The sequence below is a fragment of the Streptomyces sp. NPDC055966 genome, assembly GCF_042269865.1.
Taxonomy (GTDB): Bacteria; Actinomycetota; Actinomycetes; order Streptomycetales; family Streptomycetaceae; genus Streptomyces.
In genome coordinates, this window is record NZ_JBHJYK010000004.1 from 126,137 (window position 1) to 145,086 (window position 18,950).

The window sequence follows — 18,950 nt, forward strand, 5'->3', positions numbered from 1 at the left end:
TGGAGTACGACTACACCCGGTCTGCGGGTTCGACCCTGAGTCGGACCCTGAGGCGGGGCGTGGGCGGCCGCCGGGGCTCTCCGATCCCCGCGCCCCCGCGCCCCCCGTGGCCCGCGGTCACCGGCGCCCTGGCTGCCGTCGCCGACGCCCTGGCCCGCGGTCACCGACGTCCCTCGGCTCACCCGTCCGACGTCAGGACCAGCCCCGACGTCGGAACCCCGGTGCCCGCCGTCACCAGGGTGCGGGACGCGCCCGGTATCTGGTTGACCGCCGTGCCGCGCAACTGGCGCACCGCCTCCGCGATGCCGTTCATACCGTGCAGATACGCCTCCCCCAGCTGGCCCCCGTGCGTGTTCAGCGGCAGCCGCTCCTCGGCGACGAAACCGGCTGCCTCCCCCCTCCCGCAGAAGCCGAACTCCTCCAGCTGCATCAGCACGAACGGGGTGAAGTGGTCGTACAGGATCCCCACGTCGATGTCGGCCGGGCCGAGGCCGCAGGCCCGCCACAGCCGGCGGGCCACCACGCCCATCTCCGGCAGGCCGGTCAGGTCGTCCCGGTAGAAGCTGGTCATCTGCTCCTGTGCCCGCCCGGCTCCCTGCGCGGCCGCCGTGATCACGGCCGGGGGATGCCGCAGGTCCCGGGCCCGCTCCACCGAGGTGACGACAAGCGCCTGCCCGCCGTCGGTCTCCTGGCAGCAGTCGAGCAGTCGCAGCGGCTCCACGATCCAGCGGGACGCGGCGTGCTCGGCGAGGGTGAGGGGACGGCCGTGGAAGTACGCCGCCGGGTTGGTCGCCGCGTACATGCGGTCCACCACGGCCACGTGCCCGAACACCTCCGGCGTCAGTCCGTACGTGTGCAGATACCGCTGGGCCGCCATCGCCACCCAGGAGGCCGGGGTGAGCAGCCCGAACGGCAGCACCCAGCCGAGCGCCACCCCCTCCGCCGACGGCTCCCGGTGCTGCACGCCCGCGCCGAATCTGCGGCCCGAGCGCTCGTTGAAGGCGCGGTAGCACACCACCACCTCCGCCACGCCCGTCGCCACCGCGAGCGCCGCCTGCAGGACGGTCGCGCAGGCCGCGCCGCCGCCGTAGTGGACCCGGGAGAAGAAGGACAGCTCGCCCATCCCGCAGGCCTGGGCCACGGTGATCTCCGGGCTCGTGTCCATCGTGAACGTCACCATCCCGTCCACGTCGGCCGGCGCCAGGCCCGCGTCGTCCAGCGCGGCCCGCACCGCCTCCACCGCCAGCCGCAGCTCACTGCGCCCCGAGTCCTTGGAGAACGCGGTGGCCCCGATCCCGGCGATCGCCGCACGGCCGCCCAGGGTGTCCCGCGTCCGCGTGCTCATGACGCACCTCCGCCGGGATACGTGCCCGCGCCGGGAGACGTGCCCCCGCCGGGGAGGGTGACCGTCACCGTCCCGGTCACATGCCTGCCGATGCCGTTGGCGCCGACGACCCGCACGGTCGCCGTGTCGCCGTCGTCCCCTTCGACGAGCTCCTCGACCCGGCCGGTCAACACCATCGTGTCCCCCGGGTAGTTGGGCGCGCCCAGCCGGATGGCGACCTTGCGGAGCACCGCCGACGGCCCGAAGTGGTCGGTGATGTATCTGCCGACGAGGCCGTTCGTGGTCAGGATGTTCATGAAGATGTCCGGCGAGCCCTTCTGCCGGGCCAGCTCAGCGTCGTGGTGCACGTCCTGGTAGTCGCGGGACGCGATCGCCCCCGCCACGATCAGCGTGCGCGTGACCGGGATCTCCAGCGGCGGCAGCTCGGCACCCACCCGCGGCGCCGCCGCGCCCTCACTCGCCATGCGCGATCAACTCCCCCAGTTCCTGGAGCACTTCGGTCCCGCAGCCCAGATACGCGTCCAGCTGCCGGCCCCACAGGAAGTGCCGGTGCACCGGATGGTCGAGGTCGGCTCCCGCCCCGCCGTGCAGGTGCTGGCCCGTGTGGACCACACGGTGTCCCGCCTCGGACGCCCACCAGGCCGCGGTCAGCGCGTGCGTGGCGTACGGCAGCCCGGCGTCCCGCCGCCAGGCCGCCTCGTAGGCCGTCACCCGGATCGCCTCGACGTCCATGTGGGCGTCGGCGGCGCGCAGTTGGACGGCCTGCCGGGTGGCGAGCGGGCGCCCGAACTGCTCACGGGCGCCCACATGCGCCACGGCCCGCGCCAGCGAGCCCGCGCACACCCCGGCCTGGAGCCCGGCGAAGGCCGTACGGGCGGTGGCGAGGACGTCGGCATGGGCCTCCGGGCCGCCCACCGGCTCGGCGGGTGCCCGGTCGAGGGTCAGTCTCCCCGCCGACCAGGGTGCCGTCAGCTCGACCGGGGTGACGGCCGTGCCCGGACCGAGGGGGACGAGCCACAGCCCGCGGCCGGCGTCGGCGACCAGCACATGGGTGGCGTCCCGCAGCCACGGCACGACCGGGACCGTGCCGGTCAGCTCCCCGCGCGCCGAGGCCCGCACCGCACCCTGCGCGGGAAGCGCCCCGGCCACCACGGCCGAGCCGTCCTCGACCGCCGGGAGCAGTGCGCCGCGCTGCGCGTCGCTGCCGTGCGCGGTGAGGGCCAGCAGGCCGTACACGCAGCTCGCCGCGTACGGCACCTGGGCCGTCGTCCGCCCCTGTTCCTCCAGGAGCAGCACCAGCCCGAGCAGGCCCAGGTCCGTCACCGCGCCGACCAGGCCCGCCGCGCACAGGGCCTGCCAGAGCTCCGGGTCGCTGCCGGTCCCGGCCGCCTTCAGCCGGTCGGGGCCGGCCAGGTCGCCGAAGATCCGCGCGGCCAGGTCACGGGCCCCGGCCTGGGCCTCGGTGGGCGTGAAGTCCATGTCAGCCCTCTCCCTCGACGATCCGGAAGACCGGCAGGACCAGCGCGCCCTCGTCGCCCCCGGCGTCCCCGGCGTCCTCGTAGCGGCGGAACTCCACCCGGACCGGCAGCCCGATGCGCACCTTGTCGTACGGCACCCCGACCACGTTGCTCACCATCCGCACGCCCTCGGCGAGCTGGATCAGGCCGACCGCGTACGGCGGATCGAAGGCCGGGAAGGGCGGATGGTGCATCACCACGTACGAGTGGACCGTGCCCTCGCCGCTCGCCTCGACCGTGTCCCACTCCGGGCAGCCGCAGGCGTTGCAGCCCGGCAGCCAGGGGTGGCGCAGGGTGCCGCAGTCCGCGCAGCGCTGGATCAGCAGCCGGTGCCCGGCCACGCCCTCCCAGAAGCCCGCGTTGTCCCGGTTGACCACCGGGCGCGGGCGCCGGGGGCGCGGAGCGGGCGGATTCCGGTGCGCGGGGGCGTACTTGAGGATGCGGAAGCGGTGCGTGCCCACCAGCTCGCCGGCGACCCGGACGTCGGTGCGGGTGGTCACGAAGTAGCCCGTGCCCAGCTTCGTCGTCTTCCGCTCCGACACCGCCTCGATCACCGTGTCGAAGGCCACCTCGTCGTCCGGGCGCAGGGGCCGCAGATACTCCTGCTCGCAGTCGGTGGCCACCACGGACGTGCAGCCCGCCGCGTCGAGCAGGCCGATCAGTTCGTCGTAGGCGCCCGTGCGCCCCGCGTGTCCGGACAGGCCGCCCATCGTCCAGGCCTGGAGCATGGTGGGCGGGGCGACGGCGCCAGGGCCCGCGTACACCGGGTTGGTGTCGCCCATCGCCTCGCACCAGTGCCGGATCATCGGCAGGTTCACCGGGTCCTTGCCCACGGCGGCGACGGCGGCCGCCCGCCCTGCGTACCCCGCGAGCCGGGCGCCCAGCTCGTCCGCCTCCGGAACCCGCGCCCTTGCCTCCGTCCCCTCCGGGACCCGCGCGCTCACCGCTGTCCCCTCCGCGTCCCGGCCGCTCGCGCCGTCCGTGCCATCCCGAGCCGCGTCGTCGCGACGATCTCCCGCTGCACCTCGCTCACCCCGCCCCCGAACGTGTTGATCTGTGCCGCCCTGTTCAGCCGCTCCAACTCGCCGTCCCCGAAGACCCCCGGGGAACCCGCGCGGACCAGTCCCGCCTCGCCCGCGATCTCCTGACACATGCGATACGTCGCGACAGTCGATTCCGTTCCCGCGAATTTCACGCCGCTCGCCTCGCCGGGAGCCAGTCGGCCCGCCCCCACGTCCGCCACCAAACGCCAGCTGAGCAGGCGGTTCGCCGCCAGGCGGGCATGTGCCTCGGCCGCCCGCAGACGCACCCAGGGCTCGTCGATCCGGCGGCGCAGATTCACTGGATCGGGTGTACGGGCGGCGGCGAGCGCGGCTTCGAGACACTCCTCGGCCTGCATGCCGAGCGCGGCGAGCGCGACGCGTTCGTGGTTGAGCTGGCCGGTGATCAGCGACCAGCCCTCGTGCTCGGTGCCGACCAGGTTCCGGGCGGGGACGCGGACGCCGTCGTAGTAGGTGGCCGTCGTCGTCTGCCCGCCCACCGTCTCGATCGGCGTCCAGGAGAACCCGGGCGCGTCGGTCGGGACGAGGAGGATCGAGATGCCCCGGTGCCGGGGCGCCTCGGGGTCGGTGCGGCAGGCGAGCCAGATCCAGTCGGCGTGCTGGGCGCCCGAGGTGAAGATCTTCTGCCCGTCGACGCGCCAGCCGTCGCCCTCCCGCACGGCCCGGGTGCGCAGCGAGGCGAGGTCGGTGCCGGCCGAGGGCTCGGTGTAGCCGATCGCGAAGACGGCCTCGCCGCTGAGGATCCGGGGCAGGAAGCGGGCCTTCTGCTCCGCGCTGCCGTACCGCATGAGGGTGGGCCCGACGGTGTTGAGCGTCACCATGGAGACCGGGGCGCCGGCCCGGTGGGCCTCGTCGAAGAACACGAACTGCTCGTCCGCGCCCCGCCCCTGGCCCCCGTGCTCGACCGGCCAGCCGAGCCCCAGCCAGCCGTCGGCGCCGATGCGGCGCAACAGGGCGCGTGAGTCGGCGGGTTCGCCGCGCTCGGGCAGCACGGTCCGGAAGTAGGCGCGCAGTTCGGCGCGCAGGCGCTGCTGTCGCTCCGTGGGGGCGAGGTGCACGGCGGGCCTCCCTGCCTCGCGGACCTTCCCGGGAAGGTTTCTGACTGTCCGTCAGATACGAGGAGGTGTCAAGGTCGCCGACGCCACAGGCCGGGCCCGGACTCCCGGGCTCCCGACTCCCCGGGAAACGCCGACGCGGCGGCACCGAAGTGCCGCCGCGCGACGTGTTACGACCCCGAAGCACACCCCACGAGGGCCCTCACCGGGAGGGACCTCGTCCCGGGCTCACCAGAGGTTGGCGAAGTTGACGGACACGTCGTCATTGCCCTGCTGGAGGGCGGTGAAGGCGGAACCGTTGACCTGAGCGGTGTTGCTCCGGTTCGACGCGCCGTCGCCGACCGCGCTCTGCTGGGTGGTCGACGAGTTGCCGAAGTTGTCGTGGCCGACACCGCTGCCGATGACGCTCGCCACACCGGCGTTCGATCCGTGACCCGCGATGGCGCCGTTGTCTGCGGCGGCGACACCGCTGAACAGGGCGGCGGCGAGCGGGAGAGCAGCGACGACGGCGACAACGCGGGCGGTACGGATGCTTGCCATCTTGTTCCTCCAGAAAGCGGCCCGAGAGGCCGGACGTTTGTGAACTGTGGCTGGTGTCAGGGCAGTTGGCCGACTGCCTCGACTTCGTGGACGACGTCGCGAATCAAGAGTTGCCCACCGAATCCCCGGCGAACCACCCGGGAAGCGCCGATTAGCACGCAAGCGTGAGGACAAGTCGATAAACCCCTATCGCCACTGTTCGTCTCCTCTCCACCCAGGAGGCGCGCGTCGGCACTTTCACACCCCAAGCGGCACAAGGGGTGAACCGTTCCGCCGCGCGCCGCGCCCCACCACCGGCTCCGCCCGCACACCGAACGCACCCCCTTCCCTTTTTCGAACGCACGTACGAACATGGATCCATGGCCACCACCGACCGGCAGGCCACGACCCTGGCCCTCGCACACGCGCTGTCCGCCGCCGAACGCGGCCTGGCCGTCATCCCGCTGTCCCGGACGAAGCTCCCGGCCCTGCGCTCCCCCCACCGCGACGACCCCGACCCGGCCGGAGCGCGCTGCCACGGCGCGTGCGGCCGCTTCGGCCACGGCGTGTACGACGCCTCGGCCGACCCCGCCCGCATCCGCGCGCTGTTCGCCGCCGCCCCCTGGGCCACCGGCTACGGCATCGCCTGCGGGCTGCCCCCGTACCACCTGATCGGCGTCGACCTGGACACCAAGTCCGGCACGGACTCCTCGGCCGCCCTGCGCGAACTGGCCCTGCGGCATCTGTTCACGATTCCGGAGACGGTCGTCGTCCGGACCCCGAGCGGCGGCCGCCATCTGTGGCTCACCGGCCCGCCGGACGCCGTCGTACCCAACTCGGCCGGCCGCCTCGCCCCCGGCATCGACATCCGGGGCGCCGGCGGCTACCTCGTGGGCCCCGGTTCACGCACCGACCACGGCGTCTACACCGCCGCGCCGGGCACCGCGCACCTGGCCCCGGCCCCCTGCCCGCCGTCCCTCCTGCGCCTGCTCCTGCCCCCGCCGCGCGCCCCGCACCCGGCCCCGGCCGTCCCCGGCGACCACGGCCGCGGCCTGATCCAGTTCGTCCTCTCCGCCCACGAGGGCCAGCGCAACACCCGCCTGTTCTGGGCGGCCTGCCGCGCCTACGAGAACGGCCTCGGCCCCGCCCTCACGGACGCCCTGACCGAGGCGGCCCGGGGCACCGGCCTGACGGAACGCGAGGCCCGCGCGACGATCGCCTCGGCGGCCCGGATGACGGGACACCGACCGTGAACCAGCCGTGAACCGGGCACGGAAAAGGGGCGCCCCGCACCGGGGCGCCCCTTCTGACCTGCACATCTACGAACTGTGCGGAGGCGGTGGGATTTGAACCCACGGTGACATCGCTGCCACGACGGTTTTCAAGACCGTTCCCTTCGGCCGCTCGGGCACGCCTCCCCGCGCCGTCCACCTGGGACGGAGCGGGTAACAGCGTACCGGGAGCGGGCGTTCGGCGGGCGCTGTGGTCCGGTACCGGGCCCGGGAGGCGGTCACACGCGCGTGCCGGTGCCGGCGGTGGGTCAGCTGTCGCCCGCCCGGGCGCCCAGGGTCAGGTCCACCGTGTGCTCCTGGCCGCCCCGCTTGTAGGTGATCGTCACCTTGTCGCCGGGCTTGTGGGTCCAGATCTCGCCGATCAGGGTCGGGCCGCTGTCGATCACCATGTCGTCCAGCTTGGTGATCACGTCGCCGGGCTTCAGGCCCGCCTTGTCGGCGGGGCCGCCCGACTCGACCGCGGCGGAACCGGCCGTGCCCTGGTCGGTGATCTTCGCGCCGTCGCTGGAGTCCTCCAGCGAGACGGACGCGCCGATCTTCGCGTACACCGGCTTGCCGGTCTTGATCAGCTGCTGGGCGACGTACTTGGCCTGGTCGATCGGGATGGCGAAGCCCAGGCCGATCGAGCCGGACTGCCCGGAGCCGCCGAAGCCGCCGCCGCTGTTGGTCGACTGGATCGCGGAGTTGATGCCGATGACCGCGCCCGAGCCGTCCAGCAGCGGTCCGCCGGAGTTGCCCGGGTTGATCGGCGCGTCGGTCTGGAGGGCGCTCATGTACGACGCCTTGCTGCTGGAGCTGCCGTCGCTGGAGGCCACCGGGCGGTTCTTGGCGCTGATGATGCCGGTCGTCACCGTGTTGGACAGGCCGAAGGGGGCGCCGATGGCGATCGTCTCGTCGCCGACGACCACCTTGTCGGAGTCCCCGAGCGGGAGGGGCTTGAGGTCCGACGGGGGGTTCTTGAGCTTGACGACCGCCACGTCGTAGCCCTGGGCGTGGCCGACGACCTCGGCGTCGTACTTCTTGCCGTTCGGGAACGTCGCGGTCAGCTTGCCCCCGTTCAGCGCGTCCGCCACCACGTGGTTGTTGGTGATGATGTGGCCCTGGGTGTCGAACACGAAGCCCGTGCCGGTGCCGCCGTCGCCGTTGGTGCCCTGGGCCTCGATGGTGACCGTGCTGGGCAGCGACTTGGCGGCCACGCTGGCGATCGTGCCGGGCGCGCGCTTGACCTGCGTGGCGCCGCCGCTGTCGGAGGCGGAGACGGTGGTGGAGCCGCTGTCGTCGTGGTTCTTGGCCAGGGTGTAGCCGAGGCCGCCGCCCAGGCCGCCCGCGACCAGCGCGGCCACCAGGACCGCGGCGACGAGGCCGCCGCGCCCGCGCGGCTTCGGGGCGGGCTGCTGGTACGCCGCGCCCCAGACGGGGGCACCCGGGCCGCCGAAGCCGCCGGCACCGCCCGCGCCCGCGTCGCCGTAGGACGGGGTCTCGGGGTGCGGTGGGGCGGCGGGCCGCGGGGGCGGCCAGGAGCCGTCGGGGGCCGGGCCGGAGGGGTGTGCCGCGGCGGCTTCGGGGGCCGGGCCGGCCGGGGCGTCCCCGGGGAGCGGCGGGAGGGGGGTGGTCGGCGCGTTCCCGTCGGGCGCGGGGCTCTGCGGGGAAGCGGCGGAAGAGGCCACCGGCACAGGAGGTGCGGACGGGGCCGCGGGTACCTCGTTGCCCTCGTTCTCGGTGCTCACAGCTCTTCTCCTCGATCCACGGCTGGTGTTGTCGGTCGCACTCGGTCACGCTCGGCAGCTTTGCGTGGTGCTGTGTTCGGTCTTCGCTGTTCCGTTTGTATGGAGACAGCTTTTCCCACGGGCCGTCAGAGCACCATAAGCGGTGGCTGTGGGTCCAGGGCCAGTCTTTATATAAGGTTTTTCCGACAAAAGTTACATAGCCCTGCATTGGGGATTCCCTCACCACCCCGAGCGCCACCGGACGGTGGCACGATGACGCGGTGACCCACGCACCACAGCGCTCCGTCCAGGTCGTCGCCCACCGGGGCGCCTCCGAGGACGCGCCCGAACACACCCTGGCCGCCTACAAGAAGGCCATCGAGGACGGCGCCGACGCCCTCGAATGCGACGTACGACTGACCGCCGACGGCCACCTGGTCTGCGTCCACGACCGCCGGGTGAACCGTACCTCCAACGGCCGCGGGGCCGTCTCCGCCCTGGAGCTGGCCGATCTCGCCACCCTCGACTTCGGCTCCCGCAAGACCCGCGAGACCTGGCGCGGCCGGGCCGCCGACAGCGAGGAGCCCGACTGGGAGCACAGCCCGGAGGACCGCGCGGAGACCTCGGTGCTCACCCTGGAGCGGCTGCTGGAACTGGTCTCGGACGCCGGGCGGCGGGTTGAACTGGCCATCGAGACCAAGCACCCCACGCGCTGGGCCGGGCAGGTCGAGGAGCGGCTGCTGACGCTGCTGAAGCGGTTCGGACTGGACGCGCCGGTCTCCGCCGCCGAGTCCCCGGTGCGGATCATGAGCTTCTCGGCACGCTCGCTGCATCGCGTGCGTGTCGGCGCCCCGACACTGCCGACGGTCTACCTCGTGCAGTTCCTCACACCGCGGCTGCGCGACGGGCGGCTGCCCGCGGGCGTGGGGATCGCCGGTCCCTCGATCCGCATCGTGCGCAACAACCCCGCGTACGTGGAGCGGCTGAAACGAACCGGCCACCAGGTGCACGTCTGGACCGTGAACGAGCCCGAGGACGTCGACCTCTGCGTCGAGCTGGGCATCGACGCGATCATCACCAACCGCCCGCGCGCGGTGCTGCGACAGCTGAACCGCAGGTGACCCCGGACGCCTTCGTCACAGGGAGTGCACCGGCGCATTCGCTCCGTACGTGAGCGTTACGAATGCGTCACCGGAAGGGGATTGGCCGGTTTCCCCCACAGGTCCAAGGGGCATCCACACCGTGGCGTGGGGCGAAGGAGGTCTCGGGGGTGGCGTTGGTGGTGGCACAGGAGGTGCCCACGTCGTCGAGCATGGCCGTACCCCATGGCCCTGCGGGCGTGGGGAAGGCGAGGCACCGGATGCGCGCGCAGCTGCGCAGCGGCGGCGTGTCGGAGTCGGTCATCGACGACGCCGTACTGATCCTTTCGGAACTGCTCAGCAACGCCTGCAGACACGGGCGGCCCCTCGGTGACGCACCGGCCGGTGACGGCGACGTGCGTGCCGCGTGGCGCGTCGATCCGCGCGGGCGGCTCACCGTCGAGGTGACGGACGGCGGCGGTCCGACCCGCCCGGCACCGGCCACGCCGTCGGTGACGGCGCACGGCGGCCGCGGGCTCAACATCATCACGGCCCTCGCCGACGACTGGGGCGTACGGGACGACATCCGGGGCGAGGTGACGGTCTGGGTGGTGGTCCACGAGGACGTCCACGATCCCGATGCCGGGTGCCGGCGCGGCGGTTTCGCTACGCGCGTCACGGCCCCCGTACTCACCGGCATGGACATGGAGATGGCCGGCCTGGACTTCGCGGACGCCTTCGACGATCTGGACTGAGCCGCGGACCGGGATCCGGCCCGTCAGGTCCCTTTGGCCCTCCGCAGGTTCACACCACTGGCGTCGAGCGCGCGTGCGTTGTCCACAGGTTCCCGTCGGCGATGGCCGAAGAGGCTAGGCTCGCGCCCGTACGAGAACAGCCGTAACCGGGAGACACCCACGATGGCCAAGAAGCGACCCCAGACGAAGGCCAAGCCACAGATCACGGACGGAGAGATCCCGGTTGTCGGCGCCCGCGAGCCCTGCCCCTGCGGCAGCGGCCGGCGCTACAAGGCGTGCCACGGCCGGGCCGCCGCGCACGCGGTGACCGAGCTGGTGCACCGCCCCTTCGAGGGCCTCGGGGGCGAGGGCGACTGGGTCGCACTGCGCGAGCTGGTCCCGGCCGCGACGGTCGAGCTGACCCTCAAGGACGGCCTGCCCGAGGGCGTTCCGTCGGTCACGCTCGCCACGGTGCTGCCGATGGCCTGGCCCGCGCTGCGCCGCGACGACGGCTCGATCCTGCTCGGCCTGCAGAACGACACGGCGTCCGGCGACATCAGCCGCGACCTCGCGGACACGCTCCTGCGGGCGCTCGAAGCGCAGCCGGGCACGCCCGTGCAGGGCCGCCGCGCCCCCGCCGAGGGCCCCCGGCTCCAGGACCTGCTCGACGCCGACGCGCCGTTCGAGCCGGTCGTGCACAGCGGCTTCGAGTTCTGGGTGCCGGACGCGGAGAACGCCGCCCCGGACGTGGCCGCCTCCCTGGAGCGGGCCAACGCCGCCGCGATCCCGACGGCGAAGCTGTCCGGCGTGGACGCGGCGTACTGGTGCGAGACGCCGGAGAAGAACCATCTGCGGTGGGTGATGCCGCATCCCGAGGAGCAGCTTCTGGACGCTCTCGCGCGACTGCACGCCGCGGGCCGCTCCAGCCTGGGCGAGGGCACCCGGCTCGTGGGCTCCTTCCGTGCTCACGGGCTCACGGTTCCGGTCTGGGACCTGCCGAGCGGGATGTCGGCCGAGGACGTGGAGAAGCCGGCCGCCGAGTTCGCCGAGCGGCTCGCCGCCGCCCTCGCCACCGCCGAACCGCTCACCGCGGACGAGCGCCGGGCCCGCGGCGGTCTGACCAACCGGCAGGTCACGCTCAGCTGAGGCCCCCCTCGCGGGCGTCACGGCTGACTGGTCGGTCAGCCGTGACGACGGCCTCCGGCACGGGTGACTCCTGTCACAACTCGCCGTCGCAGCAGGGGAATCGGTGGCCGAATGCCCCAGCCGGAATTTGCGAACCGGCGATCTCTTGTTACCGTTCCCGTATCCCGGTTGCTGGTGCATCCCCCGTCGCCAGCAACCGGGTCTTTCCATGTCCGCGTGATCCCGGCCGCTTCGTCCGCATGCGGCGGACGTTCCGCAGCCGGGCATCAACTCGCCGTCGGATCCCCGGAGTCGGCCGCGGCGTCGCCCGCGGACCCGTCCCCGGAGTTCGCCGGATCGCTGCCCGAACGCAGCAGCAGGCCACCGTCGTCCCCGTGCTTCGCGAACTCGGTGACGGCCGTGTAGGCGTCCGCTCCGCCCCGGCTGGGCTCACGGGGCGTCTCGCAGGTGGCGGGCTCGTCGTCGGCGCCGGTGACACAGCGCATCTCAAGACTGTGTCCGCCCGGGCCCATCAGGCTCAGCACGGAGTCGAGCGACGTGCCGGTGGCGTTGCGGTAGTAGGTGCGCGCCCAGGTCTCCGCTCCCTGGGTCAGCACACAGGTCTGCGCCTCGATGCCGTCGGGCGAGGTGAGCGCGGGACCGCAGCGGGCGGCGGTGGCGAGGCCGAGCCCGAGCAGCCGGGGAGAGACGTCGGAGGAGGGGACCTTGGCGTCCCCGTCCCCTCCCGCGTGCGCGGAGCCGCCCGCATGCCCGTTCCCGGAGCGTCGCAGGGCGTCGTCCCGTCCCGGCACCGGCGGGTGCCCGGCGTCCTGTGACTGGTCACCCGCCACGTGGTGGGCCTTCTCGTCCACCTGCCCGGCGGACGCCACGGCCAGCGGCAGCGCGACCGCGGCCGTCACGACGCCCATGAGGGCGAGCAGACGGAGCGTGTGCGGGTCCGGTCGGCCACGCTGTGGCGGGCGGCGTCGGTGTTCCCCGGATGGTCGGTTTCCCCCGGATGGTCGGTTTCCCCCGGAAATTGGCAGCATGTGCGGAAGATAACGAGCGAGCGGGGCCCGACCACCGCACCCGCGCCGACAGCCCTACAACTCGGGCGCGCTCACACCCGTACGAGTGAGGGCGTCGACCACGGCGTCGACCACCGCCTCCACATCGGGCACCCAGGGTGCGGCCGAGCCGGGCAGCGGAGCGCGCTCCCAGCGGACGGCGCCCTCGCCGGTCTCGGACGGGGGCAGGGCGAGATAGCCGCCCTCGCCGTGGAAGCGCAGGGAGCCGGGGACGAAGTCCTTGGCGTAGAGCAGCTCGCCCAGCTGCTCCATGGAGTACGGCTTGACCAGCAGCGCCCAACGGGTGGGCGAGGCGATCACCGGGCCGAGGCGCATGCCCCGGCGGTCGAGCAGGGCGAGCGCGTGTGCGGCGGCGAGCGCCGGCAGGCTCACCGCGCAGGGAGCCCTGCCCCCGGTCGCGAGGACGATCGGCGCGCTCGGCCGGTTGGTCCACCACCAGCGCACCATGCGAGCGTCGGTGGTGGCCGCGAGCAGGCCGGGGTCGAAGGGGTGCGCTCCGGGCACTGTGCACTCAGGGTCGGGGCAGCCGCAGCGGGCCCGCCCCCGCGGGGCCGGGGCCACACCCGGGAGTACCGGCCACTGCCACTCGGTCGCGAAGGTCAGGGCCGCGTCGATCAGCTCAGGTCCCCCGCCGTTCCGCCTGGACAGGAGCCTGCGTCGCCTTCCGAGGATCTCGCGCATGAGCGCTCGTTCCTTTCCGTTGCACCGCTGGCAACACCGTGGTCCACATCACACCATGTGTCGATCACTTCACTGTGCGTACCTATTGGCGCATCACACCCCCGCGCACGGCAGGGGGATCCCCAAGGGGTCGAGCATGGGCCGCGTCCGTAGTGCGTCGGTCAAAAGCACGGCTGCGGCGTGAGGGGTGGCGAAGTATGGCGTTTTTGCCGTCGCGCGTATTTCTCTCCGCCTCCGCCAGGGAGGATGGGGCTCGGCCGTCGGTGGCTATGACGCCCGGGTCCGTCGCCAGGTTCCGGGTAGCCCCCAACCACCCCTGGCCTTCTCCGAGTACGTACCCATCACGACCGCTGTGACGCTCTGTGGAGCAAGGCCAGTCGACCGCAATGAACCGATACCCGAGGTAGTTTTCAGCCAACTTGGCAGTAAGGCAAGGGGTTCGGGGGAAACCTCGTCAGACTCATGGACACCAGGAATCCCCGCAGGACAATGCTGGACATCCCCTCACGAGTGCGTGTACATGTGGAGACACTGCTAGCGGCGCAGAATGACATGGGGGTTTGCGATGCTTCTGAGCAATACGCACCGGTCTGGAAGCCGGACACCATGAGTGCCCCGCACCCTCCGAAAGTGGCTGGAATCGATTCAACGGTTCCGACGCCCACACACACTGTCGCGCCCACTCCCCCCGCCCCGGACGCCCCCTCCTCCACGGACGCCGCTTCCGTCCCCGCGCCCGACTCCCCCGCCCCGGGCGCCCCCGCCCCCGGCACCCTCCTCCAGGACCGGCTGGCCGGCTGGGTCTCGGACCTCACCACCCTGCACGAACTCACCGAGCGCATGTCCCGCACGGACCGGCTGGAACCCGCCCTGCACGAGCTGCTGCGCGCCGGATCGACCCTCGTCGGCGCCCGCCGCGGCCTCGTCGTCCTGGAGCCCGCCGACGGACTCGGCCCGCACACCACCCTCGGCCTCGGCCTCGGCCGCGCCGACCTCGGCCACATCGAGACCGTCCCGCGCGGCGCCCTGCCCTACGACACCGGCGCGGGCACCGAGATCGCCCACCCCGACCTGCTCGCCGAGGACGGCCTCGACCCCCGCCACCGCGAGGTCGCCGCCCGCCTCGGCTACGCCGCCAGCTACGCCCTGCCCCTCGCCGGCGAGTCCGCCGGCCGCCTCGGCGCCGCCGTCTGGCTCTACGACGAACCCGCCGAGCCCGACGAGCGCCGGCGCCACCTGACCGGCCTCTACGTCCGGCACGCCACCGAGCACCTGGCCCGGCTGCTGGAGGTGGAGCGCGCACGCGCGCGCGTGGCGACCATCACCGCGGAACTGCTGCCCGCCCGGCTGCCCCGCGTGCCCGGCGTCCAGCTCGCCGCCCGGCACCGCACCGGCCCGCGCGGCGGCGGCGACTGGTACGACGCGCTGCCGCTGCCCGACGCCGCCCTCGGCCTGTCCGTCGGCTCGGTCACCGGCTCCGGCCCGAGCGCGGTCGCCGCCATGGGCCGGCTGCGCGCCTCCCTGCGCGCGTACGCCGTGATGGAGGGCGAGGACCCGGTCGCCGTCCTGTCCGACCTGGAGCTGCTGCTGCGGCTGACCGAACCCGCCCGCTCGGCCACCGCCCTGTTCGCCTACTGCGAGCCCGCCCTGCGCAAGGTCACCCTGGCCGGCGCCGGACACAGCCCGCCGCTGCTCATCGGCCGGCGGCGCACCGAGTTCGCCGAGACCTCCGTCTCCGCCCCGCTCGGCATGCTCGCCTGCTGGGAGGCGCCCAGCGTGGAGATCCAGGCCGAGCCCGGAGAGACGGTCCTGCTCTACACCGACGGACTGCTGCACCGTACCGGCGACCCCATGGACCGCGCCTTCGCCCGGCTGCACACGGCTGCCGCGAGCATCCCGCGCGCGCTGCGCCACGACCCCGACGCGGTCGCCGACCACGTCCTGCGCACCGTCCTGCCGGACGGCCTGGACGCGGCCGACAGCGAGGAGGACGTGGTCCTGCTGGCGGCCCGCTTCGACTGAGCGTCCGGAATGCATGACCGGGCATAACAGGTCATCCGACCCTGGTCCGCCCGCGGTACGACCGTACGATGATGGAGGCCCCCGCTCGGAGACGATCGCGAGCGACGCGGGCCGCCGGGGGAGATCACACGCCGTACCGAGGAGGATCACGTGTCCGACGAGCTCAACCCGGAGACCCCGGAAGAAGCGTCCGAGGAGCCCATCAAGCAGCGGAAGAACGGCCTGTACCCGGGCGTCTCCGACGAGCTGGCCGAGAACATGCAGTCCGGCTGGGCCGACACGGAGCTGCGTGACCTGAAGCCGATCGCGCAGGCCGCCGAGACCGCGCGCCGCCGCGCCGCGCTCTCCGCCCGCTTCCCGGGCGAGCGTCTGGTGATCCCGGCGGGCAACCTGAAGACCCGCTCGAACGACACCGAGTACTCCTTCCGCTCGTCCGTCGAGTACGCGTACCTCACCGGCAACCAGACCGAGGACGGCGTTCTGGTCCTGGAGCCCACTGCCGAGGGCCACCGGGAGACGATCTACCTCCTGCCCCGCTCGAACCGCGAGAACGGCGAGTTCTGGCTCTCCGGCCAGGGCGAGCTGTGGGTCGGCCGCCGCCACTCCCTCACCGAGTCCGAGGCGCTCTACGGCATCCCGGCCGCCGACGTGCGTGAGCTGACCGACAAGCTCCGCGAGGCCACCGGCCCGGTGCGTGTCGTGCGCGGCTACGACGCCGGCATCGAGGCGGCCCTGACCGACAAGGTCACCGCCGAGCGCGACGAGGAGCTGCGCGTCTTCCTCTCCGAGGCCCGGCTGGTCAAGGACGAGTTCGAGATCGGCGAGCTCCAGAAGGCCGTCGACTCGACCGTCCGCGGCTTCGAGGACGTCGTCAGGGTCCTGGACAAGGCGCAGGCCACCTCGGAGCGCTACATCGAGGGCACGTTCTTCCTCCGCGCGCGCGTGGAGGGCAACGACGTCGGCTACGGCTCCATCTGCGCCGCCGGCCCGCACGCCTGCACCCTGCACTGGGTCCGCAACGACGGCCCGGTCCGCTCCGGCGACCTGCTCCTGCTCGACGCCGGCGTGGAGACCCACACGCTCTACACCGCCGACGTCACGCGCACGCTGCCCGTCGACGGCACGTACAACGAGATCCAGAAGAAGATCTACGACGCCGTCTACGAGGCCCAGGAGGCCGGTATCGCGGCCGTGCAGCCGGGCGCCAAGTACCGCGACTTCCACGACGCCGCCCAGCGCGTGCTCACCGAGAAGCTCGTCGAGTGGGGCCTGGTCGAGGGCCCGGTCGAGCGCGTCCTGGAGCTGGGCCTGCAGCGCCGCTGGACCCTGCACGGCACCGGCCACATGCTCGGCATGGACGTCCACGACTGCGCCGCCGCGCGCACCGAGACGTACGTGGAGGGTGTGCTGGAGCCGGGCATGGTGCTGACGGTCGAGCCGGGCCTGTACTTCCAGGCCGACGACCTGACGGTGCCGGAGGAGTACCGGGGCATCGGCGTCCGCATCGAGGACGACATCCTCGTGACCGAGGACGGCAACCGAAACCTTTCGGCCGGGCTGCCGCGCCGGTCCGACGAGGTCGAGGCGTGGATGGCCTCGCTGAAGGGCTGATCTGCGTTTCAATGGCCGGGTGCCGGGGAGGCGCCCGGCCATTGGCATGCCTAGGGGGAGGGTATTCGTGGACGACTTCTGGTCCGGTGCGGGTGTGGACCTGCATCTTGAGACCGACGCGGGGGACGGCCGTCGGATCGGGCTGGAGCGGGCACTCAGGGACGCCGTCCGGGACGGACGGCTCGCGCCCGGGACCCGGCTGCCGGCCACCCGGCGCCTCGCGGCCGACCTCGGAGTCTCCCGGGGCACGGCGAAGGCGGCGTACGACCAGCTGGTGGCGGAGGGCTATCTGACGGCGCGGCAGGGCTCGGGCACCCGGGTCGCCGCACTGCCGCCCGCCCTGGACGCCACGGGCCCGCAGGCCGCCGCACACGCGCGTGCGCCGCGTTTCGACCTGCGCCCGGGCAGCCCGGACGTCGGCGCGTTCCCGGCCGCGGCCTGGCTGCGCGCGCTGCGCCGCGCCATCGCTACGGCACCGTCCCTGGCGTACGACTACGGCGACCCGCGCGGCCGCGTCGAACTGCGCACGGCCCTGTCGGGTTACCTGGGCCGGGCCCGCGGCGTCGTCGCGCCCCCGGAACGGATCGTCATCACCTCCGGGTACGTCCAGGGCCTCGCGCTCCTCACGCGTGTGCTGGACGGCGCCACCGTCGCCATGGAGGACCCCGGGCTGCCGTTCCACCGGGAGGTGGTGCGGCGCAATGGCGGGACCGTGCGCCCGGTGCCGGTCGACGCGCGCGGGGTGCGCCCCGGGGAGCTGGGCGAGGCGGCCGCCGTGGTGGTCACGCCGGCACACCAGTACCCGACGGGGGTCACCCTGCACCCCGAGCGGCGGCGGGCGCTCGGCGACTGGGCACGCGCGCGTGGCGGGCTGATCGTCGAGGACGACTACGACGGCGAGTTCCGCTACGACCGCCAGCCGGTCGGCGCGCTCCAGGGCATGGCGCCGGGTCAGGTGGTCTACCTGGGCACCGCCTCCAAGACCCTCGGCCCCGCGCTCCGCCTCGGCTGGATGGTGCTGCCCGCGCACCTGGTCGACGCGGTCGCCGACGCCAAGCTGCACAGCGACCACCACACCGAGACCATCGGCCAGCTCGCACTCGCCGAGCTGATCGACAGCCACGCCTACGACCGGCACGTACGCGCGTGCCGGCTGCGCTACCGGCGCCGCCGCGACCAGCTGCTGGACCGGCTGGGGACGGGCCGGGGCGTGCGCGGGATCGCGGCCGGACTGCACGCCCTGATCGACGTGCCCGACGAGGCCGAGGCCCTCGCTCGTGCGCAGGCGCAGGGCCTGGCCCTCGGCGTCCTGGGCGACCACTGGCACACCCCCGGCGCCCCCGCCGACCGCCCCCAGGGCCTGGTCGTCGGCTACGGCACACCGCGGGAACGGGCGTATCCGGAGGCGCTGGAGGCGCTGGCGAAGGTGCTGGACGGCTGACGGGCGGCTGCGGCGCGCCCACCCGTCACGCCGTCAGCAGTGACGGGTCCTTCGTCCACTTGAGGATCTTGTCGAAGCTGACCACCGTCCCGCCCCGGCCCGGCTTGGCGCCGATGTGCACGTGATCGGCCAGCTCCCGGATCAGACACAGCCCTCGGCCGTGCTCGGCGTCCGCGCGGGCGGGCCGGATGTCCTGGGTGCGGCTGAATCCCGGGCCGAACCCCGGGCCGAACCCCGGCCCCGAATCGGCCACTTCGATACGGCACTTCTCGCCGTCGAGGTACGCCGTCACCCGGTACGCCTCCACCGAGCCGTCCCGGGATCCGTCCCCGCCGTGCTCGACCGCGTTCGCGCAGGCCTCGCTCAGGGCGACGGACAGGTCGTAGGAGATCTCGGGGTCGACGCCCGCCGTCTCCATGGTGCCGATCAGCAACCGCCGGGCGAGCGGCACGCTCGCTGCTTCGCGACGCAGATGGAGTGACCACCAGATGCTCATGCTCCAGCCTCCTGGCCGCGGCTCGACATACCGATACCTATTGCCGCCCATAGGGGGCCGTAAGCACATCGTTGACGTGACACCGCCCATACAGCCGATGCGCGTCGGGAGGAATCGGTGTATGAGGGACGGCCGGGGCGCGCTGGCGCGGGCCGGCTCCCGCGTCCTGCCCCCGGCC

Annotated in this window: 17 protein-coding genes and 1 tRNA gene; 7 read left to right on the forward strand and 11 right to left on the reverse strand. The window is 73.2% G+C overall.

All coding sequences use genetic code 11. The features are described from left to right. Positions 1-178 precede the first annotated feature (178 nt). The 6 genes from ACFC8N_RS10330 to ACFC8N_RS10355 form a co-directional block, all read right to left on the reverse strand. Positions 179-1,345: a lipid-transfer protein gene (locus ACFC8N_RS10330; protein ID WP_376287857.1), complete on the reverse strand. Its 1,167-nt coding sequence runs from the start codon at positions 1,343-1,345 to the stop codon at positions 179-181. Next, positions 1,342-1,809: a MaoC family dehydratase gene (locus ACFC8N_RS10335; RefSeq protein ID WP_362820619.1), complete on the reverse strand. Its 468-nt coding sequence runs from the start codon at positions 1,807-1,809 to the stop codon at positions 1,342-1,344. The genes ACFC8N_RS10330 and ACFC8N_RS10335 overlap by 4 nt, the downstream gene beginning before the upstream one ends. Beyond that, complete coding sequence (locus tag ACFC8N_RS10340; protein WP_376287859.1) at positions 1,799-2,824, reverse strand: acyl-CoA dehydrogenase family protein; 1,026 nt, start codon at positions 2,822-2,824, stop codon at positions 1,799-1,801. Before ACFC8N_RS10340 ends, ACFC8N_RS10335 begins: the two co-directional genes overlap by 11 nt. A 1-nt stretch (position 2,825) precedes the next feature. Next, the gene (locus tag ACFC8N_RS10345; protein WP_376287861.1) at positions 2,826-3,806 is read right to left on the reverse strand and encodes a bifunctional MaoC family dehydratase N-terminal/OB-fold nucleic acid binding domain-containing protein; all 981 of its coding nucleotides are present in this window, start codon (positions 3,804-3,806) and stop codon (positions 2,826-2,828) included. Then, positions 3,803-4,981 (reverse strand): acyl-CoA dehydrogenase family protein, encoded by a 1,179-nt coding sequence (locus ACFC8N_RS10350; RefSeq protein WP_376287863.1) that lies wholly within the window; start codon positions 4,979-4,981, stop codon positions 3,803-3,805. The genes ACFC8N_RS10345 and ACFC8N_RS10350 overlap by 4 nt, the downstream gene beginning before the upstream one ends. Positions 4,982-5,206: 225 nt before the next feature. Continuing rightward, entirely contained in the window at positions 5,207-5,518 is a 312-nt protein-coding gene (locus tag ACFC8N_RS10355; RefSeq protein WP_376287865.1) for a hypothetical protein, read from the reverse strand. A gap of 359 nt (positions 5,519-5,877) precedes the next feature. On the opposite strand from ACFC8N_RS10355, the gene ACFC8N_RS10360 reads away from it, so the two are divergent. After that, a complete protein-coding gene (locus ACFC8N_RS10360) occupies positions 5,878-6,750 on the forward strand; it encodes a bifunctional DNA primase/polymerase (RefSeq protein WP_356032334.1) in 873 nt (290 codons plus the stop codon). A 78-nt stretch (positions 6,751-6,828) separates the two neighbouring features. Here ACFC8N_RS10360 and ACFC8N_RS10365 read toward each other — a convergent pair. Together ACFC8N_RS10365 and ACFC8N_RS10370 are read right to left on the reverse strand one after the other, a co-directional pair. After that, positions 6,829-6,915, reverse strand: a tRNA-Ser gene (locus ACFC8N_RS10365). Positions 6,916-7,037: 122 nt separating this feature from the next. Continuing rightward, complete coding sequence (locus tag ACFC8N_RS10370; RefSeq protein WP_376287867.1) at positions 7,038-8,516, reverse strand: S1C family serine protease; 1,479 nt, start codon at positions 8,514-8,516, stop codon at positions 7,038-7,040. Between the two features lie 260 nt (positions 8,517-8,776). On the opposite strand from ACFC8N_RS10370, the gene ACFC8N_RS10375 reads away from it, so the two are divergent. The 3 genes from ACFC8N_RS10375 to ACFC8N_RS10385 all read left to right on the forward strand — a co-directional run bounded on the left by ACFC8N_RS10375 (position 8,777) and on the right by ACFC8N_RS10385 (position 11,454). Further along, positions 8,777-9,616, forward strand: coding sequence for a glycerophosphodiester phosphodiesterase (locus ACFC8N_RS10375; RefSeq protein WP_376287869.1), 840 nt, complete (start codon positions 8,777-8,779; stop codon positions 9,614-9,616). A 62-nt stretch (positions 9,617-9,678) separates the two neighbouring features. Continuing rightward, the gene (locus ACFC8N_RS10380; RefSeq protein ID WP_356032340.1) at positions 9,679-10,329 is read left to right on the forward strand and encodes an ATP-binding protein; all 651 of its coding nucleotides are present in this window, start codon (positions 9,679-9,681) and stop codon (positions 10,327-10,329) included. A gap of 162 nt (positions 10,330-10,491) precedes the next feature. Beyond that, the gene (locus ACFC8N_RS10385; RefSeq protein WP_356032342.1) at positions 10,492-11,454 is read left to right on the forward strand and encodes a DUF5926 family protein; all 963 of its coding nucleotides are present in this window, start codon (positions 10,492-10,494) and stop codon (positions 11,452-11,454) included. 266 nt (positions 11,455-11,720) lie between these two features. On the opposite strand, the gene ACFC8N_RS10390 is transcribed toward ACFC8N_RS10385, so the two are convergent. Next, complete coding sequence (locus ACFC8N_RS10390; protein ID WP_376287871.1) at positions 11,721-12,362, reverse strand: hypothetical protein; 642 nt, start codon at positions 12,360-12,362, stop codon at positions 11,721-11,723. A gap of 174 nt (positions 12,363-12,536) precedes the next feature. Next, positions 12,537-13,202: a bifunctional DNA primase/polymerase gene (locus ACFC8N_RS10395; RefSeq protein WP_356032346.1), complete on the reverse strand. Its 666-nt coding sequence runs from the start codon at positions 13,200-13,202 to the stop codon at positions 12,537-12,539. 489 nt (positions 13,203-13,691) lie between these two features. Between ACFC8N_RS10395 and ACFC8N_RS10400 the strand changes: the two genes are divergently transcribed. The 3 genes from ACFC8N_RS10400 (at position 13,692) to ACFC8N_RS10410 (ending at position 18,276) form a co-directional block, all read left to right on the forward strand. Continuing rightward, positions 13,692-15,224: a PP2C family protein-serine/threonine phosphatase gene (locus ACFC8N_RS10400; protein ID WP_356032486.1), complete on the forward strand. Its 1,533-nt coding sequence runs from the start codon at positions 13,692-13,694 to the stop codon at positions 15,222-15,224. Positions 15,225-15,374: 150 nt separating this feature from the next. Continuing rightward, entirely contained in the window at positions 15,375-16,835 is a 1,461-nt protein-coding gene (locus ACFC8N_RS10405) for an aminopeptidase P family protein (RefSeq protein WP_362820626.1), read from the forward strand. A 67-nt stretch (positions 16,836-16,902) separates the two neighbouring features. Then, entirely contained in the window at positions 16,903-18,276 is a 1,374-nt protein-coding gene (locus ACFC8N_RS10410; protein WP_356032349.1) for a PLP-dependent aminotransferase family protein, read from the forward strand. 25 nt (positions 18,277-18,301) lie between these two features. On the opposite strand, the gene ACFC8N_RS10415 is transcribed toward ACFC8N_RS10410, so the two are convergent. Then, positions 18,302-18,772 (reverse strand): ATP-binding protein, encoded by a 471-nt coding sequence (locus tag ACFC8N_RS10415; RefSeq protein WP_356032351.1) that lies wholly within the window; start codon positions 18,770-18,772, stop codon positions 18,302-18,304. Positions 18,773-18,950: the final 178 nt, after the last annotated feature.